Source organism: Agrobacterium tumefaciens (assembly GCF_005221385.1).
In the GTDB taxonomy this organism is placed as follows: Bacteria; Pseudomonadota; Alphaproteobacteria; order Rhizobiales; family Rhizobiaceae; genus Agrobacterium; species Agrobacterium tomkonis.
Genome location: NZ_CP039903.1, coordinates 2,725,129 through 2,742,410 on the forward strand (window position 1 = coordinate 2,725,129; position 17,282 = coordinate 2,742,410).

20 protein-coding genes are annotated in these 17,282 nt (G+C 55.1%); 10 read left to right on the forward strand and 10 right to left on the reverse strand.

All coding sequences use genetic code 11. The features are described 5' to 3' along the window. Positions 1-96 precede the first annotated feature (96 nt). Positions 97-297, forward strand: coding sequence for a DUF1674 domain-containing protein (locus CFBP6623_RS13585; protein WP_046799694.1), 201 nt, complete (start codon positions 97-99; stop codon positions 295-297). 62 nt (positions 298-359) lie between these two features. On the opposite strand, the gene CFBP6623_RS13590 is transcribed toward CFBP6623_RS13585, so the two are convergent. The 8 genes from CFBP6623_RS13590 to hemE form a co-directional block, all read right to left on the reverse strand. After that, on the reverse strand, positions 360-1,241 hold the full coding sequence (locus CFBP6623_RS13590) for a ParB/RepB/Spo0J family partition protein (protein WP_046799695.1): 882 nt from the start codon (positions 1,239-1,241) through the stop codon (positions 360-362). A gap of 30 nt (positions 1,242-1,271) precedes the next feature. Beyond that, positions 1,272-2,066 carry a ParA family protein gene (locus CFBP6623_RS13595; RefSeq protein WP_046799696.1) on the reverse strand — a complete coding sequence of 265 codons (795 nt, stop codon included), beginning with the start codon at positions 2,064-2,066 and terminating at the stop codon, positions 1,272-1,274. A 19-nt stretch (positions 2,067-2,085) separates the two neighbouring features. Next, the gene (gene rsmG / locus CFBP6623_RS13600) at positions 2,086-2,703 is read right to left on the reverse strand and encodes a 16S rRNA (guanine(527)-N(7))-methyltransferase RsmG (RefSeq protein ID WP_080841819.1); all 618 of its coding nucleotides are present in this window, start codon (positions 2,701-2,703) and stop codon (positions 2,086-2,088) included. Between the two features lie 11 nt (positions 2,704-2,714). Beyond that, positions 2,715-4,598, reverse strand: coding sequence for a tRNA uridine-5-carboxymethylaminomethyl(34) synthesis enzyme MnmG (mnmG, locus tag CFBP6623_RS13605; protein WP_046799698.1), 1,884 nt, complete (start codon positions 4,596-4,598; stop codon positions 2,715-2,717). A 62-nt stretch (positions 4,599-4,660) separates the two neighbouring features. Next, on the reverse strand, positions 4,661-5,989 hold the full coding sequence (mnmE, locus tag CFBP6623_RS13610; protein ID WP_062654432.1) for a tRNA uridine-5-carboxymethylaminomethyl(34) synthesis GTPase MnmE: 1,329 nt from the start codon (positions 5,987-5,989) through the stop codon (positions 4,661-4,663). An 88-nt stretch (positions 5,990-6,077) separates the two neighbouring features. After that, complete coding sequence (gene rho / locus CFBP6623_RS13615; RefSeq protein WP_004444236.1) at positions 6,078-7,343, reverse strand: transcription termination factor Rho; 1,266 nt, start codon at positions 7,341-7,343, stop codon at positions 6,078-6,080. A gap of 186 nt (positions 7,344-7,529) precedes the next feature. Then, the gene (hemJ, locus tag CFBP6623_RS13620) at positions 7,530-8,075 is read right to left on the reverse strand and encodes a protoporphyrinogen oxidase HemJ (RefSeq protein WP_046799700.1); all 546 of its coding nucleotides are present in this window, start codon (positions 8,073-8,075) and stop codon (positions 7,530-7,532) included. Then, a complete protein-coding gene (hemE, locus tag CFBP6623_RS13625; protein WP_046799701.1) occupies positions 8,072-9,106 on the reverse strand; it encodes a uroporphyrinogen decarboxylase in 1,035 nt (344 codons plus the stop codon). The genes hemJ and hemE overlap by 4 nt, the downstream gene beginning before the upstream one ends. A gap of 408 nt (positions 9,107-9,514) precedes the next feature. Between hemE and CFBP6623_RS13630 the strand changes: the two genes are divergently transcribed. The 5 genes from CFBP6623_RS13630 to dnaQ are packed head-to-tail and all read left to right on the forward strand — an operon-like array spanning position 9,515 to position 13,116. Further along, entirely contained in the window at positions 9,515-10,336 is an 822-nt protein-coding gene (locus tag CFBP6623_RS13630; protein ID WP_046799702.1) for a pyruvate, water dikinase regulatory protein, read from the forward strand. A 31-nt stretch (positions 10,337-10,367) separates the two neighbouring features. Continuing rightward, positions 10,368-10,967, forward strand: a complete 600-nt coding sequence (locus CFBP6623_RS13635) for a Maf-like protein (RefSeq protein ID WP_046799703.1) — start codon at positions 10,368-10,370, stop codon at positions 10,965-10,967. Further along, positions 10,960-11,820, forward strand: coding sequence for a shikimate dehydrogenase (locus tag CFBP6623_RS13640; protein ID WP_080841818.1), 861 nt, complete (start codon positions 10,960-10,962; stop codon positions 11,818-11,820). Before CFBP6623_RS13635 ends, CFBP6623_RS13640 begins: the two co-directional genes overlap by 8 nt. Then, a complete protein-coding gene (gene coaE / locus CFBP6623_RS13645; RefSeq protein WP_046799705.1) occupies positions 11,820-12,425 on the forward strand; it encodes a dephospho-CoA kinase in 606 nt (201 codons plus the stop codon). The genes CFBP6623_RS13640 and coaE overlap by 1 nt, the downstream gene beginning before the upstream one ends. After that, positions 12,418-13,116 carry a DNA polymerase III subunit epsilon gene (gene dnaQ / locus CFBP6623_RS13650; RefSeq protein ID WP_046799706.1) on the forward strand — a complete coding sequence of 233 codons (699 nt, stop codon included), beginning with the start codon at positions 12,418-12,420 and terminating at the stop codon, positions 13,114-13,116. Before coaE ends, dnaQ begins: the two co-directional genes overlap by 8 nt. A 108-nt stretch (positions 13,117-13,224) precedes the next feature. Here dnaQ and secB read toward each other — a convergent pair whose 3' ends face one another. Together secB and CFBP6623_RS13660 are read right to left on the reverse strand one after the other, a co-directional pair. After that, positions 13,225-13,707, reverse strand: coding sequence for a protein-export chaperone SecB (gene secB / locus CFBP6623_RS13655; RefSeq protein ID WP_046799707.1), 483 nt, complete (start codon positions 13,705-13,707; stop codon positions 13,225-13,227). Between the two features lie 102 nt (positions 13,708-13,809). Next, a complete protein-coding gene (locus tag CFBP6623_RS13660) occupies positions 13,810-14,370 on the reverse strand; it encodes an FxsA family protein (protein WP_046799708.1) in 561 nt (186 codons plus the stop codon). A gap of 154 nt (positions 14,371-14,524) precedes the next feature. Here CFBP6623_RS13660 and CFBP6623_RS13665 point away from each other — a divergent pair, with 154 nt between their 5' ends. Genes CFBP6623_RS13665 through CFBP6623_RS13680 form a run of 4 tightly spaced genes read left to right on the forward strand, consistent with a single transcriptional unit; the run spans position 14,525 to position 17,260 of the window. Then, entirely contained in the window at positions 14,525-15,223 is a 699-nt protein-coding gene (locus CFBP6623_RS13665) for a Tim44/TimA family putative adaptor protein (RefSeq protein ID WP_046799709.1), read from the forward strand. After that, complete coding sequence (locus tag CFBP6623_RS13670) at positions 15,220-16,332, forward strand: murein transglycosylase A (protein ID WP_046799710.1); 1,113 nt, start codon at positions 15,220-15,222, stop codon at positions 16,330-16,332. Before CFBP6623_RS13665 ends, CFBP6623_RS13670 begins: the two co-directional genes overlap by 4 nt. Continuing rightward, entirely contained in the window at positions 16,329-16,898 is a 570-nt protein-coding gene (locus tag CFBP6623_RS13675) for a Smr/MutS family protein (protein WP_046799711.1), read from the forward strand. Before CFBP6623_RS13670 ends, CFBP6623_RS13675 begins: the two co-directional genes overlap by 4 nt. Further along, the gene (locus CFBP6623_RS13680; protein WP_046799712.1) at positions 16,895-17,260 is read left to right on the forward strand and encodes a helix-turn-helix domain-containing protein; all 366 of its coding nucleotides are present in this window, start codon (positions 16,895-16,897) and stop codon (positions 17,258-17,260) included. Before CFBP6623_RS13675 ends, CFBP6623_RS13680 begins: the two co-directional genes overlap by 4 nt. The last annotated feature ends 22 nt before the right edge of the window (positions 17,261-17,282 follow it).

Here is a 17,282-nt window from a genome sequence, read left to right on the forward strand (position 1 = left end):
ATCAGCAACCATTGCGGGGTTTATAAACCCCGCTTGATTATATAATCTGGTAAACGCCAAACATATTTCAATATCCCGTCATAGGGAGGATTTCTCATGCAAGATGCGGATAATGACAACGGCGCGGAAACGCCGAGACGGCTATCGCCGGCAGCGGAACGTGCCCTGAAAGAAGCCGAAGAGCGACGTCAACAACAGGCAGAGCTTCAATTGCCGCCGGAAACAGGCGGCCGCGGTGGTGCCGAACCCGTTCGTTTCGGTGATTATGAAATAAAAGGCCGCGCAATCGACTTTTGAGCCGCACCAGAACATAAATACCCGCCAAAAGCGGGTATTTATCAACAAAAACAAATAGTTGACTATTTTTGTTCCAGAAGTCGGCAGACCGCTTCCAGCTGTTCAAGCGTGCGGTATCCGATGCGGATTTGCCCGGAACCACCCTTGTGGTTGATCTTTACATCAAGCCCCAGGGCGTCCGACAGGCTTCGCTCCAACGCAATCGTATCAGAATCCTTCTCAGCCGCCGGTCGCTTCTCCGCAACGTCGCCCTGTGACTTAATGTCGTTTTGCGCCAGACGCTCGGCGTCACGCACCGACAATCCCTTGGAGACGATCGTTCTCGCCAGATTTGCCGGATCAGACGTGGAAACAAGCGCCCGCGCGTGGCCCGCGGACAGGGAACCGTCTGCGAGCATATCCCGTACCGGATCGGGAAGTTTTAAAAGCCGGAGGCTGTTTGCAACATGGCTACGGCTCTTGCCAATAATCTCGCCGAGATCATTCTGGGTATAGCCGTGTTCAGCGATCAGCTGTTCATAACCCATCGCCTCTTCAAGTGGGTTCAGGTCTGAACGCTGGACGTTCTCGACAATGGCCAACTCAAGCGCAGTGCGGTCGTCCACATCGCGAACGATGACAGGCACATCGGTAAAGCCAGCCAGTTGCGCCGCACGCCAGCGTCTTTCACCGGCAATAATCTCGTAACGGTTGACCGCAACCGTCCGCACGACCACAGGCTGAACAATTCCATGCTGGCGAATGGATGCGGCCAGATCCTGCAATTCATTCTCGTCAAAATGACGCCTTGGGTTTCTTTGGCTGCGAGCGATGAATTCAATCGGAATGGTGCGGTCAGCATTGACGGTACGCTGCGGCTCGCCCACCGGCATCGGCTGATCCATTTCGCCGATCAATGCAGCAAGACCACGCCCGAGTCGACGCTTGGAAAGATCATCACTCATAAGATATTACTCCATACATTCCGGCAGACGTCAGGCGGCTTTTCGCAGCCGCTCTCTCTGGATCACTTCCGATGCCAATTGCAAATAGGCCTGGCTACCGGCGCATTTCAGATCATAAAGAATTGCGGGTTTACCATAAGACGGCGCTTCTGACACACGAACATTACGCGGAATGAGCGTGTGGTAAACCTTTTCACCCAAATGGGCACGTACATCCGTAACAACCTGCTGCGCAAGATTGTTCCGCGCATCGAACATCGTCAGAACGATACCCTGTATATCAAGCTGCGGATTAACCGAGCCGCGGATCTGGCTGACAGTATCCAACAACTGACTAAGACCTTCGAGAGCAAAGAATTCGCATTGCAGCGGCACAAGCACAGAGTGGGCGGCTGTCATGGCATTCATGGTCAGAAGATTGAAAGAGGGCGGGCAATCGACGAGAATATAGGAATAGTCTCGTGCCTCTTGCGTTTCCATGGCCGCACGCAACAGAAAGACGCGGTTGGAAACATTGGCAACCTGCATCTCGAAGCCAAGCAAATCCATGGTCGATGGTACGATGTCGAGATTTGGCACTGCCGTCGGAACAGCAACTTCACTAATGGTGTGATCGCCCACCAGAAGATCATAGGATGAAAACTTGCGTTCCTTGCGGTCAATTCCAAGCCCGGTACTGGCATTGCCCTGCGGATCCAAATCAATGATCAATACGCGCTCGCCAATAGCCGCCAGTGCCGTTGCCAGATTAATGGCCGTCGTTGTCTTTCCAACGCCACCTTTCTGGTTTGCGACTGCGATAATCCGGTTTTTTTCAAAAGTCATGCCGCACCTGGCCAGCTTGTCAGCGTCTCAAAGTGAGGTTGCTGATTTCAAGAACAACAGAATCTGCCTCAATGGCACTCTGATGTTTTACCAGATCAAACTGCCAGCGACCATGCGCTTTCTGCACTTCAGAATCATAATCCCGGCCTTTATTAAAATATGCCTTGAGATCGGGATTATTCTGCGCCCAGGGATGTATGTAGTCGAAAAGCAGATCAAGCTCGGCGAGCGCCCGCGCAGAAACCGCATCGCAGGTTTTGACAATTTCGGGTGCTTTTTCGATCCTTATTGGATGAACACTGCCTCTCGCCCCGGTTTCCTTCAGGGCAATCCGCAAAAATGCAGCCTTTTTGTTGTTGCTTTCGACCAGATCGACCCAACCATCGCCGAGTTCCGCAAGAAAAATAGCGGTAATAACGCCGGGGAAACCACCACCGCTGCCTAAGTCAGCCCATCTCTGTGTCTTGGGAGACAGCTGGAATATCTGGGCACTGTCGGCAACATGCCTACTCCAAAGCTCTGTGAGAGTGGAGGGCGCGACCAGATTTGTGGTTTTATTCCACTTCTTAAAAAGCTCGACAAAGTGCTCGAGCCTCTCATGTGTTTCACGTGAAACACTCTGGCCGTTTATCTTCATAATCCGACTCGCTATTGGTGCATGCGCAATTTTTCGCCTTGCCCGGCAGAACTTTTCCGCAGCAGGGCAAGCAGCAGGGATATCGCAGCCGGCGTCATACCGTCAACACGCGCCGCCTGCGCAATGTTCTCGGGACGAGCCTTTTCCAACTTTTGTTTAAGTTCGTTGGAAAGACCTGAGAGGCTCTGGAAATCAAAATCATCCGGGATCTTTCTATCTTCGTCCCTTTTGATATCAACAATGTCCGCGCTCTGCCGCTGCATATAAACCGCATAGCTCGCTTCAATTTCCAGAGTTTCTGCAACCTTGCCCCGAAGCGATTCCAGCTCCGGCCAATGCTGCGTGAGGATATCCAGTGTTATATCGGGATAAGCGAGTAATTCATAAATGGAACGACGCTGGCCATCTTGATTGAGTTTCAATCCCTGCTTCGCCGCCTGGGAGGGGCTGATGGTAGTTGCCCTCATCAGCTCACGACCCGATTCCAGATCAGCAATAAATGCCTCAAAGCGCTTTTCGCGCTTGGAACCGATAATGCCGGCGCTTTGGCCAATTGGCGTCAGCCGCAAATCGGCATTATCCACCCGCAGGGAGAGCCTATATTCGGCTCTGGACGTGAACATCCGATAGGGCTCGCTCACTCCCTTCGAGGTCAGATCATCGATCATGACGCCGATATAGGATTCCGTTCGGCTGAAATAAAGCGGATCGGTATTGCTCGCATACAGAGAAGCGTTCAATCCCGCAACAAGACCCTGAGCGCCGGCTTCCTCATAACCAGTGGTGCCATTGATCTGTCCCGCGAGGAACAGGCCGGGAATTTTGCGGCATTCAAGCGAGGGCTTGAGTTCCCGCGGATCGACATAGTCATATTCAATGGCATAGCCGGGTTGAAGAATAGCAACCTGTTCGAGCCCTGGTATTGTGCGGATAAATTGTTCCTGTACGGACGCGGGAAGGGAGGTCGAGATACCATTCGGATAGATGGTATGGTCGTCCAGACCCTCAGGTTCCAGAAATATCTGGTGACCGTCGCGCTCCCCAAAACGGGTGATCTTATCTTCGATGGACGGGCAATAGCGTGGGCCAACACCTTCAATCTGTCCAGAATACATCGCCGACAGATGAATATTGTCCTGGATGATCTTATGCCCGGCCGGCGTCGTGCGAGTCACGCCACATTCGATCTGCGGGTTGAGAATATGATCCGTCATAAACGAAAAGGGCACTGGATCCTCATCCGCCCCCTGCCGATCGACAGCGTCCCAGTGAATGGTGCGACCATCGAGCCGGGCAGGCGTGCCCGTTTTTAACCGCCCCATGACCAAGCCAAGACGAGAAAGCGTCTCTGAAAGACCCAATGACGGCTTTTCGCCAACGCGGCCGGCAGGAATCTTTTCGGAACCGATATGAATCAGGCCACGCAGGAAAGTTCCACTGGTCAAAACGGCGGCACCACACGGAATCCGGCTACCATTCACCATAATAACGGCGGAGACCCGATCATCCACCATTTCAATATCAAAGGCGTCACCCTCAATAATCGTCAAATTTTCAATCGCGTCGATTTCGCGCTGCATCGCCTCGCGGTAAAGCCGCCTGTCAGCTTGAGTCCGAGGTCCTCGAACCGCAGGGCCTTTTTTACGATTGAGCATGCGAAATTGGATACCGGCAGCGTCAGCGACCCGGCCCATCAAACCGTCCAGCGCGTCAATCTCGCGAACCAGATGTCCTTTGCCGAGACCGCCAATCGCAGGGTTGCAGGACATCACCCCAATCGTCTCACGCTTATGGGTAACGAGGGCGGTTTTTGCACCATGTCGCGCGGCGGCGGCAGCGGCTTCACTGCCGGCGTGGCCGCCTCCGATAACTATGACATCAAATGACTGGTGCATGTTCCCGCGCCTTATCCTAAATCATCCACATAGCCACCACGGTAGCCAATGTTTCACGTGAATCATTTTCCTATGCAGAATTCCGAGAAGATTACGCCCAGCAAATCTTCCACATCAACTCGGCCGGTAATGCGCCCAAGCGATGTCGCCGCGAGCCGTAAATATTCTGACCTTATCGCAAGGTCCATGGCTTCGGAATCCAGCGCATCACTAACATAGTTCAGCGTCTCTTCAAGTCGTTTTTTATGGCGGGCGCGTGCAGGAACCAGTGTCTGGCCGCCACCAACGCGGTTCTTGATCTCCTGGGTGATCACCGATCTCAGTTCTTCCAGACCATGTCCCTCTTTGGCAGAGATAGAAAGGTCGAAGGGGGTTTCTGGGAAATCTGAAGAAAGAGCCGACTTCGTGCGGAGATAGAGGCGACGCGTATTGCTGAATGAAAGAGAGGATTGTTTCGGAAACGAATCGTTATCCTGAAGTAGCAGAATGAGATCAGCATTTTCGGCTGCCAATTTTGCCCGTCGAACACCCTCCTGTTCGACAACATCCTCAGTCTCCCGGATACCCGCCGTATCAAATATCCGGACAAGATAGCCATCCAGATTGATATCAACACTGAGAACGTCCCGCGTCGTGCCCGCTATATCGGTGACGATCGCAACATCGCGGCCGCTTAGAGCATTAAGCAGGGTGGATTTACCGACGTTAGGCTCGCCGACCAATGCGACCTTAAATCCATCACGGATGATTTCACCGCCAGCACCCTGGCGAAGATGATCGGCAATCTCCCGCCGCAGCTGCCACATCGCGTCCCATACCTGAGTTGCAACCGAATCCGGTACGTCGTCTTCATCGGCGAAATCCAGCTCCGCTTCGATCAATGCGCGGGCCCGCGTTAATCGACCTGCCCAGCCGTCGTAGAGCGCGGAAAGCTTACCCGTGCTCTGCTCCACTGCCAGGCGCCGCTGCATTTCAGTTTCCGCCTGCAGCAAGTCGGCCAGCCCTTCGACTTCGAGAAGATCCATCTTGCCGTTTTCGAAAGCACGGCGGGAAAATTCACCGGCATCAGCAGGGCGAACCCTCTCAAGATTCTCCAGCTCGGCAAAAATCGAAGCCAGCACCGCCCTGCTACCATGGCTGTGTATCTCGACACAATCTTCACCCGTGAAGGAATTAGGCGCGGGAAAAAGGAGGATCAGTGCCTGATCGATAACTTCATCGTTTCGATTCCGAATCGAACTCAAAACAGCCCGCCTCGGTGACGGGGTTTCTCGACCTGTCAGCGTCGTTAGAGTCAGAAATGCTCGCGGACCACTGATCCTGATCACGGCAACGCCCGCCGGCAGAGCGCCGCTTGAAAGCGCATAGATCGTATCGGCGGAAGCTGGCATCACTCACCTCGGTTCAAAACAGTCAAGCCGCATCCGAATGAACGGACGCGGCTTCAAGGTTTTCAGATGAATCCGGCTAAACTCCGGATCAGGTATTCATGGATTCGAAGAAATCGGAATTATTCTTGGTCTGCTTCAACTTGTCGATCAGGAACTCGATGGCATCCATCGTTCCCATCGGCGCGAGAATACGACGAAGAACAAAGATTTTCTGCAGGTCCTGACGCGGTACCAGCAGGTCTTCCTTACGGGTACCGGATTTGAGAATATCCAGCGCCGGGAAGATACGCTTGTCGGCAACCTTACGGTCAAGCACGATTTCCGAGTTGCCGGTACCCTTGAACTCTTCGAAGATCACTTCATCCATACGGCTACCCGTATCGATAAGCGCCGTTGCGATGATCGTCAGAGAACCGCCTTCTTCAATGTTACGCGCAGCGCCAAAGAAGCGCTTCGGGCGCTGCAGGGCGTTGGCATCCACACCACCGGTCAGAACCTTGCCGGAGGAAGGAACAACCGTGTTATAGGCGCGGCCGAGACGCGTAATGGAATCGAGCAGGATCACAACGTCACGGCCGTGTTCGACAAGACGCTTCGCCTTTTCGATGACCATTTCAGCGACCTGGACGTGACGGACAGCCGGTTCGTCGAAGGTGGAGGAAACAACCTCGCCCTTGACCGAGCGCTGCATATCGGTGACTTCTTCCGGACGTTCATCGATCAGAAGAACGATCAGATAACATTCCGGATGGTTTGCCGTGATCGAGTGCGCGATGTTCTGCAGCAGAACCGTTTTACCGGTTCGCGGCGGCGCGACGATCAAACCACGCTGGCCCTTGCCGAGTGGTGCTACCAGATCGATCACGCGAGACGACAGATCCTTCGATGTTGGAACATCCAGTTCCATCTTGAAGCGCTCATTCGGGTAGAGCGGCGTCAGATTGTCGAAGTGAACCTTGTGACGGATCTTTTCAGGATCGTCGAAATTGATCGTGTTCACCTTGAGAAGCGCGAAATAACGTTCGCCTTCCTTCGGACCACGGATCGGTCCCTCAACAGTGTCACCGGTCTTCAAGGAGAAGCGGCGGATTTGCGAGGGGGAAATATAAATATCGTCCGGACCGGGCAAGTAGTTTGCGTTTGCGGATCGCAGGAACCCGAAACCATCCTGCAGGACTTCAACGACACCTTCGCCGATGATTTCGATGTCCTGGCTCGCGAGAACCTTGAGGATTGCGAACATAAGCTCCTGCTTGCGCATGGTGCTCGCATTTTCAACTTCCAGGGATTCGGCAAAAGTCAGCAAGTCGGTAGGCGATTTGCTCTTAAGTTCCTGAAGCTTCATTTCAGCCATGAAGGGAAGACCGTCTAATAATGTAATGTCGGGGGAGGGCGTGTTCGCGAATCAGATGCTGTGGGAAATGCCGCAGAGGACTGAATAATTCACATGCCACGAAGATGAGTGGCCTGAAAATAGCGACTGAATACGGCCGCTGCAAGAGGAAAGCACGAATTCCGCGAAATTTATCGTCAAAGCCCCTTAACCAAAGGGTTTCACAACCACAAGTATGACAATGAGGATCATCAGCACGGTTGGAACCTCGTTCATCAACCGCCAGTGACGGGCAGGTCGGGTGTTTTCATCCTTGGCGAAACGTTTGGCGCTGCGGGTGAAATAAACATGAGTGGCTGTCAGAAGCACGACCAGCGCGATTTTCGCGTGCAGCCAGCCGCCGGAAAAACCGTAAACCGACCATCCCAGATAGAGCCCCAATATCCAGCTTATCATCATTGCCGGGTTCATGATCACCTTGATCAACCGCTGCTCCATCACCTTGAAGGTTTCGGATTGCTGCGAACCGGCGGGCGCATCGGTATGATAGATGAAAAGCCGCGGCAGATAAAAAATCGCCGCCATCCAGGAGATCACTGCGATGATATGCAGCGCCTTGATCCAGAGATAGAGATCGGCCGGATCGGCGTAAAACAACAGGGCAACAAAAACCGCAAAAACACCGAGTGCTATACCGGCCCGCAAGGCCGCCCTGTTTCCGGAACGGGGGGAGGTCTGTTTCTCCTCGCTCATGCCCCGGCTCCGCCAGCACGCACCCGCTGCACCAGTCTGGTAACGTTCTCCGGGTCGGCCTGCGGGGTGATGCCATGGCCCAGATTGAAGATCAGCGGGCCCTGTCCAAGCGCCTGCAGCACCGCATCGATGCCATCCTGCAAAGCCCGGCCGCCCGCCACCATCAGCATTGGGTCCAGATTGCCCTGCACAGGGCCTTCCTTCTGCAAGTCCCGGGCGAAGGTCAGCGGCACCGACCAGTCGAGCCCGATGGCGTCTGCACCCGTTTTACGGCGATAATCCTTGAGCAGATAACCGGCACCCTTGGCGAAGGCGATGATCTTTGCTGAGGGACGACGAGCACGCACCGATGCGATAATGCGGGCAACCGGTTTTACCGCATATTCCTCAAATTCCTTTTCACCGAGCACGCCGGCCCAGGAATCGAAAATCTGCACCGCATCAGCACCGGCATCGATCTGCGCCACCAGATAATCGGCGGAAACATCGGCGAGAAAAGCCAAGAGCTTTTCCATCGCCGCGGGTTCCTGATAACCGAACAGCCGCGCTGGCGCCTGATCCGGCGTTCCATGGCCGGCGATCATATAGGTCGCAACTGTCCAGGGCGCACCGCAGAAGCCCAGAAGCGTCGTTTCATCCGGCAGCGTCTTGCGCAGACGCGAAACGGTTTCGAAAACGGGCGCGAGATGTGCCATCACATCAGTCGGATCCAGCTTCTCGATGCCGCTTACATCGATCGGATCCATGGCCGGACCCTTTCCTTCACTGAAGGATACGTTGCGATGAAGCGCGTCAGGTATCACCAGAATATCGGAAAAGAGAATCGCGGCATCCAGCCCGAACCGGCGAATGGGCTGAAGGGTCACTTCAGTTGCCAGCTCGGGATTATAACAGAGATCAAGGAAACTTCCCGCGCTCTTTCGCGTTTCCCTGTACTCCGGAAGATAGCGTCCGGCCTGGCGCATCAGCCATATGGGTGGCGGTGTGACCGTCTGCCCGTTCAACACCATCATTACCTTGCGTTCGCTCATGGCACCCAACTTCTAAAAAATAAAATCAAAGAGATTTAAAAGATTTTCTATTTCTTAGAGTCTGTGGGTAGCAAGGATTAAAATCATTCCAGTCGAAATGCCGCAGCAGCAGGGTTTGATGGGCATTAGCGGATATTGTTCCACGCAGCATCGCATGCTAAATGGGAAAACAGATATTTTTAAAGCAATTTCAGTAATTTAGATTGAATTTTGAGAGCATCCCATCTGTGGATAATTTGGGGAAAAGTTTGAACAGTTTTGCGTTCTTCCAATAATTCACAGGCACGCCGGGGATGATTGCAGCCACTTGCGGATTGTGGAAAAACACCACCTTATTCACGTAGCGGCTCGGCCCTCAGGACAATTTTGAAGTTTGTCCCGGTTTATCAACAGCGGGAGAAAAACAGCGTGGAGAACAAAAAAAGTTTCTTCCATCTGCACCTGATTTCGGACTCAACGGGAGAGACTCTGATGTCGGCGGGTCGTGCCGTCTCGGCCCAGTTCCATGCCTCCATGCCGGTGGAACATGTTTATCCAATGATCAGGAACCAGAAACAGCTTGGACAGGTCGTTGATCTGATCGACAAGGAACCGGGCATCGTTCTTTATACCATCGTGGACCAGCAGCTGGCCGAGTTCCTGGATCTGCGCTGCCATGCGATCGGCGTTCCTTGCGTTAATGTCCTTGAACCGATCATCGGCATTTTCCAGACCTATCTCGGTGCCCCATCAAGAAGGCGGGTGGGTGCGCAGCATGCATTGAACGCCGATTATTTTGCGCGGATTGAGGCGTTGAATTTCGCCATGGACCACGATGACGGGCAAATGCCGGAAACCTATGACGAGGCGGATATCGTCATCATCGGCATCAGCCGCACGTCAAAAACCCCAACCAGCATCTATCTCGCCAACCGGGGAATAAAGACTGCCAACATCCCGGTCGTTCCCAATGTGCCCCTGCCCGATAGCCTCTATGCAGCCACCCGGCCGCTGATAGTCGGTCTTGTCGCAACATCCGACCGAATATCGCAGGTGCGCGAAAACCGGGAACTGGGTGTAACGGGCGGATTTGACAGCGGCCGTTACACGGACCGCGCCACCATTATGGAAGAGCTGAAATATGCCCGTGCGCTCTGCGCCCGCAACAACTGGCCGCTGATCGATGTCACACGCCGCTCCATTGAGGAAACGGCGGCTGCCATCCTTGCCCTTCGCCAAAGGACACGATAATCCGAATCTCACCATTCGGAGCAGACAGTCGATGAAACAAGAGTTGATCCTCGCCTCGTCCAGTGCATCCCGCCAGATGCTGATGCGCAATGCGGGGCTGACATTTTCTGCAATACCCGCGGATATTGATGAGCGTGCGCTTGATGAGCAGCTTGAACGAGACGGCGCGAGCCCGGAAGAGGTGGCGCTGGAACTGGCAAAGGCAAAGGCCCTTGCAGTCAGCAAGCTGCATCCGGCGGCGCTGGTTCTTGGATGCGACCAGACCATGGCACTCGGCACGCGTGTCTACCACAAGCCGAAAACCATGGCGGAGGCCGAAGCGCATCTGATGTCATTGTCCGGCCAGGTTCATCGTCTGAACAGTGCGGCTGTTCTCGTTCATGCCGGTGAGGTGATATGGCAGACGGTTTCCAGTGCGGAACTTGCCGTGCGGATTTTGAGCGCCGAATTTGTCTCCCGTCATTTGCAGCGGGTGGGTGACAGAGCGCTGACCAGCGTCGGTGCCTATCAGCTCGAAGGGGAGGGAATCCAGCTATTCACCTCTATCGAGGGGGATTATTTCACGATACTCGGCCTGCCGCTGCTGCCACTTTTATCGAAACTGCGCGACATGGATGTCATCGATGGCTGATTCACGTGAAACATTAACCATAAACGCCTTCGTCGCGGGTTACCCGATCAAGCATTCGCGCTCACCGATCATCCATTCCTACTGGCTAAAGAAATTCGGCATTGCCGGGTCTTATACGGCTGTGGAAGTTTCTCCGGAAGATTTTCCGAATTTCATTGCCACACTTAAGGAAGTCAAACCGGGTACGGCGGTTGGCGGCAACGTCACCATACCGCACAAGGAAGCGGCATATAGCTTAGCAGACAGCCCCGATGCTCTGGCGGAAGAACTGGGTGCGGCCAACACCATTTGGGTGGAAGAAGGTAAGCTCCATGCCACCAATACGGACGGTTATGGTTTCGTCGCCAATCTCGATGAGCGTCATCCCGGCTGGGACAAAATCGACAGGGCGGTGGTTTTGGGAGCCGGCGGTGCAAGCCGGGCGGTCATTCAGTCCCTGCGCGATCGCGGCATTGCCGAAATCCACGTTCTGAATCGTACGGTTGAGCGCGCCCGGGAACTGGCCGACCGTTTTGGCCCTCGGGTTTTTTCGCACCCCCAGGCGGCACTTCATGAAGTTATGCGGGGTGCCGGGCTTTTCGTGAACACCACATCGCTCGGCATGGACGGCGCCGAAGCGCCTGAATTCGATTTTTCGCCACTCGCCACCAATGCCGTCGTGACCGATATCGTCTATGTACCGTTGCAAACGCCGATCCTGAAAATGGCGGAAGCGCAGGGCATAATAACGGTGGATGGGCTCGGTATGTTGCTTCATCAGGCGAAGCCCGGTTTCCAGCGATGGTTCGGCGAAATGCCGGAAGTCGATGAAACTCTCCGTTCCCTGATCATCGCGGACATGGAGAAACATTGATGATCGTCATCGGTCTTACCGGCTCGATTGGTATGGGGAAAACGACGACGGCGCGGCTGTTTGCCGAAGAAGGCGTTCCGGTTCTTGACTCAGACGAGGTCGTGCACGCGCTTTATCGTGGACAAGCGGTTCCGCTGATTGAAGCGGCCTTTCCCGGAACCAGCATTTCCGGTGCGGTGGACCGGCAAAAACTCGGCGAAGTTCTGCGAGGGAATCCGGCTAATTTCAGCCGGCTCGAAGCGATTGTCCACCCGCTTGTCCGCGAAAGGCAGGAAGCCTTTCTGGCGGAGGCGAGGGACGATGGTCGCCAGTTCGCCCTTCTCGATATTCCCCTGCTGTTTGAAACTGGGGCGGAGAAGCGCGTCGATAAAATAGTAGTGGTGAGCTGCGCGCCGGAGATACAACGGCAGCGGGTTTTGGCCCGGCCAGGCATGACCCAAGAGAAATTCGAAATGATACTTGCGCGCCAGACGCCGGACGCCGAAAAGCGTCAGCGCGCCGATTTTGTTATCGATAGCGGAAATGGTGTCGAAGCGGCGCGGGATCAGGTAAGAGGAATATTGCAGAGATTGGCCGATACCGGTCACGGAGAGAATAATGCGTGAGATCATTTTCGATACGGAAACCACCGGTCTTGAATCGAAGTCCGACCGTGTGATCGAAATCGGCGGCATTGAACTGATCAACCATTTTCCGACCGGCCGGACGCTGCATCTCTATATCAGCCCGGAAGACCGCAAGGTTCACCCGGACGCGCTTGCGGTTCACGGCATCACCGACGACTTCCTGAAAGACAAGCCAAAATTCGCCGAAGTCGTCGATCAGATTCGCGATTTTTTCGAGGGTGCCCGCTGGGTGGCGCATAATGCGACATTCGATATGGGTTTCATCAATGCGGAATTTGCCCGTCTCGGCATTGAGCCTGTCGCAGCCGATCTGGTGACGGACACGCTTTCGCTCGCTCGTCGCAAGAACCCGATGGGACCTAATTCCCTGGATGCACTTTGCCGGCGTTACGGCATCGACAATTCCCACCGCACCAAGCACGGCGCGCTTCTCGACTCCGAATTGCTTGCAGAAGTTTATATCGAAATGATCGGCGGGCGTCAGACGGCCCTCGGTTTCGGCTCCGCCGCCAAGCAGGAAGCAGTGATCATCGAGGACGATGTGCCATTTGAGCCGCTACAGAGGCCGAGGGCATTGGCGCCGCGGCTGGATACGGAGACGGTTGCGGCCCATGGCAAGCTCGTTCTCGGCATGGGGGACAAGGCGATCTGGAACCGTTACCAGAATTGAGGTCTGCTCAGAGCCGGAAAATAGCAAATGCCGGGAACGAAAAATGAAGGCAAAGAAAAACCCGGGCGAAGAACCCGGGTTTTGTTTTTTTAGAAAGCTCTAAAGGCTTCAGTTCGGTACGGCCTGGACCTTGGCTCTGGCCTGCTCTTCGGCAACGCGCTGGGCGAACATCTGAGCGAAATCGATTGGGTCGATCATCAGCGGCGGGAAACCACCGTTGCGGGTAACGTCCGCAATGATCTGGCGGGCGAAGGGGAACAGCAAACGGGGGCATTCGATGAACAACACCGGCAGCATGTGCTCCTGCGGGAAACCAGCGATGCGGAACACGCCGCCATAAACCAGCTCGGCCGCGAACAGGACCTTGTCGCCATCCTTGGCTTCCGCGTTCAGCGACAGAACAACGTCGAAATCCGAACCGGAGATCGGGTTTGCGTTGACGTTGACATTGATGTTGATCGCCGGCGCATTGTCACGAGCCTGGAGCGAACGAGGTGCGCCCGGATTTTCAAAGGAAAGATCCTTGATGTACTGGGTAAGAATGTTGAGGGAAGGACTAACTGCGCCCTGTGCACCATTTTCAGCGGTCATTACGTTTCCTCGCGGCGTGAATTCGTGGATGGCGGTCTATCATTTCGACCGGAGCCTTACAACCCTTCGTGATCGGGGCCCTACATCGGTTCTGAGGGGCGATCAGGGCTTGGGCAGATCGCGATCATCCGGCTTGTGCGACCATGGAGAGTCCTTCTGTTCCTCACGGTGAAAGTCGTCCTCATCCAGATCGACAACCTTCGAACTGCCCGCATGTCCCGGACCATTGCGAAACCCGGAATAGTCTCCCTGCTGTGGACCGGCCTGATGGCCTGATTGCTGGCCGGGTTGGCGGAAGGAACCCGCCACGACGACACGTGGTCCGAAAGCCTTCCAGAAAAAACGCCGTACAGTGGTCGACAGAAGCAGAAGGCCGAGGATGTCAGTGATGAAGCCGGGGATGATCAGCAGTATCCCGGCAACCACCCGCATCGCGCCATTGACCAACTCGTCGGCCGGCTGGGCGCCGGTGCGTCCCGCATCCTGAAGATTTCTCACCATGCCGATGCCGCCGAGGCGCAGGATGAGCAATCCGAGAAACGACGTGAAGAGAACGAGCGCCAAGGTGAGCCAGAGGCCTATGGCTTTGCCGACAATGATGAAACCGGCGATTTCGAGAATGGGCATCATCAGGATGACAATGGGGAGAAAGGAAAAACGCATCTTCTAGCCTTGCGTGTGCATCTCTGGCAGATTGCTTGTTTCCGGAACATCGATGCCGGGACACCAATGATTGAATCTGCACATTTGAATGATGATAAGATGCAGACTATATGATGGTGTGGTTTTCGAATTTAAATGGCGGTTTTGGTAAAAGATGGGCTTTAGCGACTTTATCACATTGTTTTTTCTCGTTGCGGCGGTGCTGATATTCCTTCAGTTGCGCAGTGTTCTCGGCCGCCGGACGGGCAATGAGAAACCGCCATTCGATCCCTATAGCCCGCGCGATGTCGCCAAAGGCCCCGTCACGGACGATAACAAGGTCGTGACCCTGCCGAAACGCGGTGAGGCCGAGGATGAAAATCCCTTTGCCGAGGCGGATGCTCTGGCGCCTGTGGATTCTTCCCTGAATGCCTCCCTGCGCGAGGTAATGACCAAGGACCCGACGTTCCGGCCCAAGGAATTCCTGAATGGTGCTCGCATGGCCTATGAAATGATTGTCATGGGTTTTGCCGATGGCGACCGAAATACCCTCAAGAATCTCTTGTCGAAAGAGGTCTTCGAAGGCTTTGAGGCGGCGATCTCCGAACGTGAAAGCCGCGGCGAAGTCGTTAAATCCACTTTCGTGGGTATCGAGAAAGCCGACATCACCCAGGCCGGCATTCGCGATTCCGAGGTGCAGATCACGCTGAGGATCGTCAGCCAGCTGATTTCGGCAACCTATGACAAGGACGGCAAGCTGGTGGATGGCGACCCGGACGCGGTTGCGGAAGTGGACGATATCTGGACCTTCTCGCGTGACATGCGCTCGCGCGATCCGAACTGGAAGCTGATCGCCACCGAATCCGAGCAATGACCGCGCCCTTTTCGATCGAGGAAGTTTCTTTCCAAAACCTGCCCGGCTGGCGGGAAGACGATCCGGGCAAGCTTTTTCCGGTGATGCGGACGGTTCTGTCGCATCTCCGGAATGCAAAGCCTTATAGGAGCGGTGCGCTGGGGCTGACCGCCGCTGAGCTGGTTTCTCTTCTGGAAATGGCCGATGAGGAGGGTGGGGCTAGTCCGGAACAGGCCCGCCGCTTCTTCGAGACAAATTGTGTACCCTTTAAAATTTCTCCACTTGGGGGAAAAAGCGGTTTTGTAACCGCCTTCTATGAACCCGAGCTGGAAGTATCATCCGTTCGTGATGATGTCTGGTGTCACCCGATCTATCGCAGACCGCCGGAGCTGGTGGATATAGACGACGACAATCGTCCCACCGGTTTCGATCCGTCCTATGCTTTCGGAAAAGCGGAAGAGGAGGGTATCTCCTTTTTCCCCGATCGGCGGGCGATCGATGAGGGATATCTGGCGGGCAGGGGTCTTGAGATCGCCTGGGCGAAATCGAAGGTCGACCTGTTTTTCGTCCACGTGCAGGGTGCGGCCCGTTTGGTATTTCCGGATGGAACAATAAAACGCATGACTTATGCGGCCAAGGCCGGGCATCCGTTTTCGCCGATCGGCCGACTGCTTCTGGATCGCGGAGAGCTCGATCCGAAGACGATCTCGATGCAGACGATCCGCAAGTGGCTTGCCGATCACCCGGATGAGGTCGATGAGGTGCTGTGGCACAACCGCTCCTTCATTTTTTTCCGCGAGGCGGATGTCGTCGATCAGGACATGGGGCCAATTGCCGCCGCCAAGGTGCCGCTGGTTGCCGGGCGGGCACTTGCCGTGGACAGGCTTATCCATACTTTCGGTTTTCCCTTTTTTATCCATGCGCCGACCCTGACGCATCTGGATGATGGAAAACCCTTTGCCCGGCTGATGTTGGCGCTCGATACGGGTTCGGCTATCGTCGGCCCGGCGCGGGGCGATATTTTCACCGGCTCCGGTTTTGAGGCAGGAGAGCTTGCCGGCACGGTGCGCAATGAGGCCGATTTTTATATACTGATGCCGCGCAGTGCTGCGGAAAGGTATCGGCGATGAAAGGCAGCAGAAAGCTTGGCAAGGAAGAACGCATTCTGTGGGGCAAGGTCGCAAGAACCGCGCGGCCTATCTCCGGCAGGCTGGAAGATTTGCTGGCTTTCGACGACATAGAAGAGGCTCCGATGGAGCCCATTGTCCCGCAAACCGGCAACAGCCTTTTTCCGCGCATGCTTGCGGAACCGGTCGATGTGTCGCCGGCAACGCTGGACAAGAAGCCGAAAATTCATCAGCCGATGGAAAAGCCGGTCAAACGCAAACTAACCCGTGGCCGGTTGCCTCTGGAAGGGCGTATCGATCTGCACGGCATGTTTCAGAGTGAAGCCCATGCGGTGCTCTTGGATTTTCTGTTGCGCGCGCATGAACGGGGTCTCAGGCACGTGCTCGTCATCACCGGCAAGGGGCGCTCGATCGGCAGCGACGGTGCGCTGAAAAGAGCGGTGCCCATGTGGTTTTCCAAACCGGAATATCGCCACCTGATTTCGTCCTATGAGGACGCATCCGCCAATCACGGCGGCGACGGCGCACTCTATGTGCGGCTGGCGCGCCGGCGGGGCGAAAAATCATGACACCGTTTGCTGAGGCCGTACGGCAGCTTCGCGAACGCAAGGGCGTGACACAAAAGCAGATGGCTGCGGCAATCGGTGTTTCGCCCGCCTATCTCTCGGCGCTTGAGCATGGCAAACGCGGTAAGCCGAGCTTCGATCTCCTCCAGCGCATCGCCGGATATTTCAACATCATCTGGGACGAGGCGGAGGAATTGTTCTTTCTGGCCGGTTCGTCCGACCCCAAGGTGGTGATCGATACGGTCGGTCTTGCGCCGCAATATACGGCTTTCGCCAATCGCCTGGCGCGGGATATTCGCAAGCTGTCGCCGAGTGTGATAGAGGAACTGTCAGCGGTGCTGCAAAAAAGCCGTTCTTGCGATTGAAACCCCCTCTATCCCCTGCTTT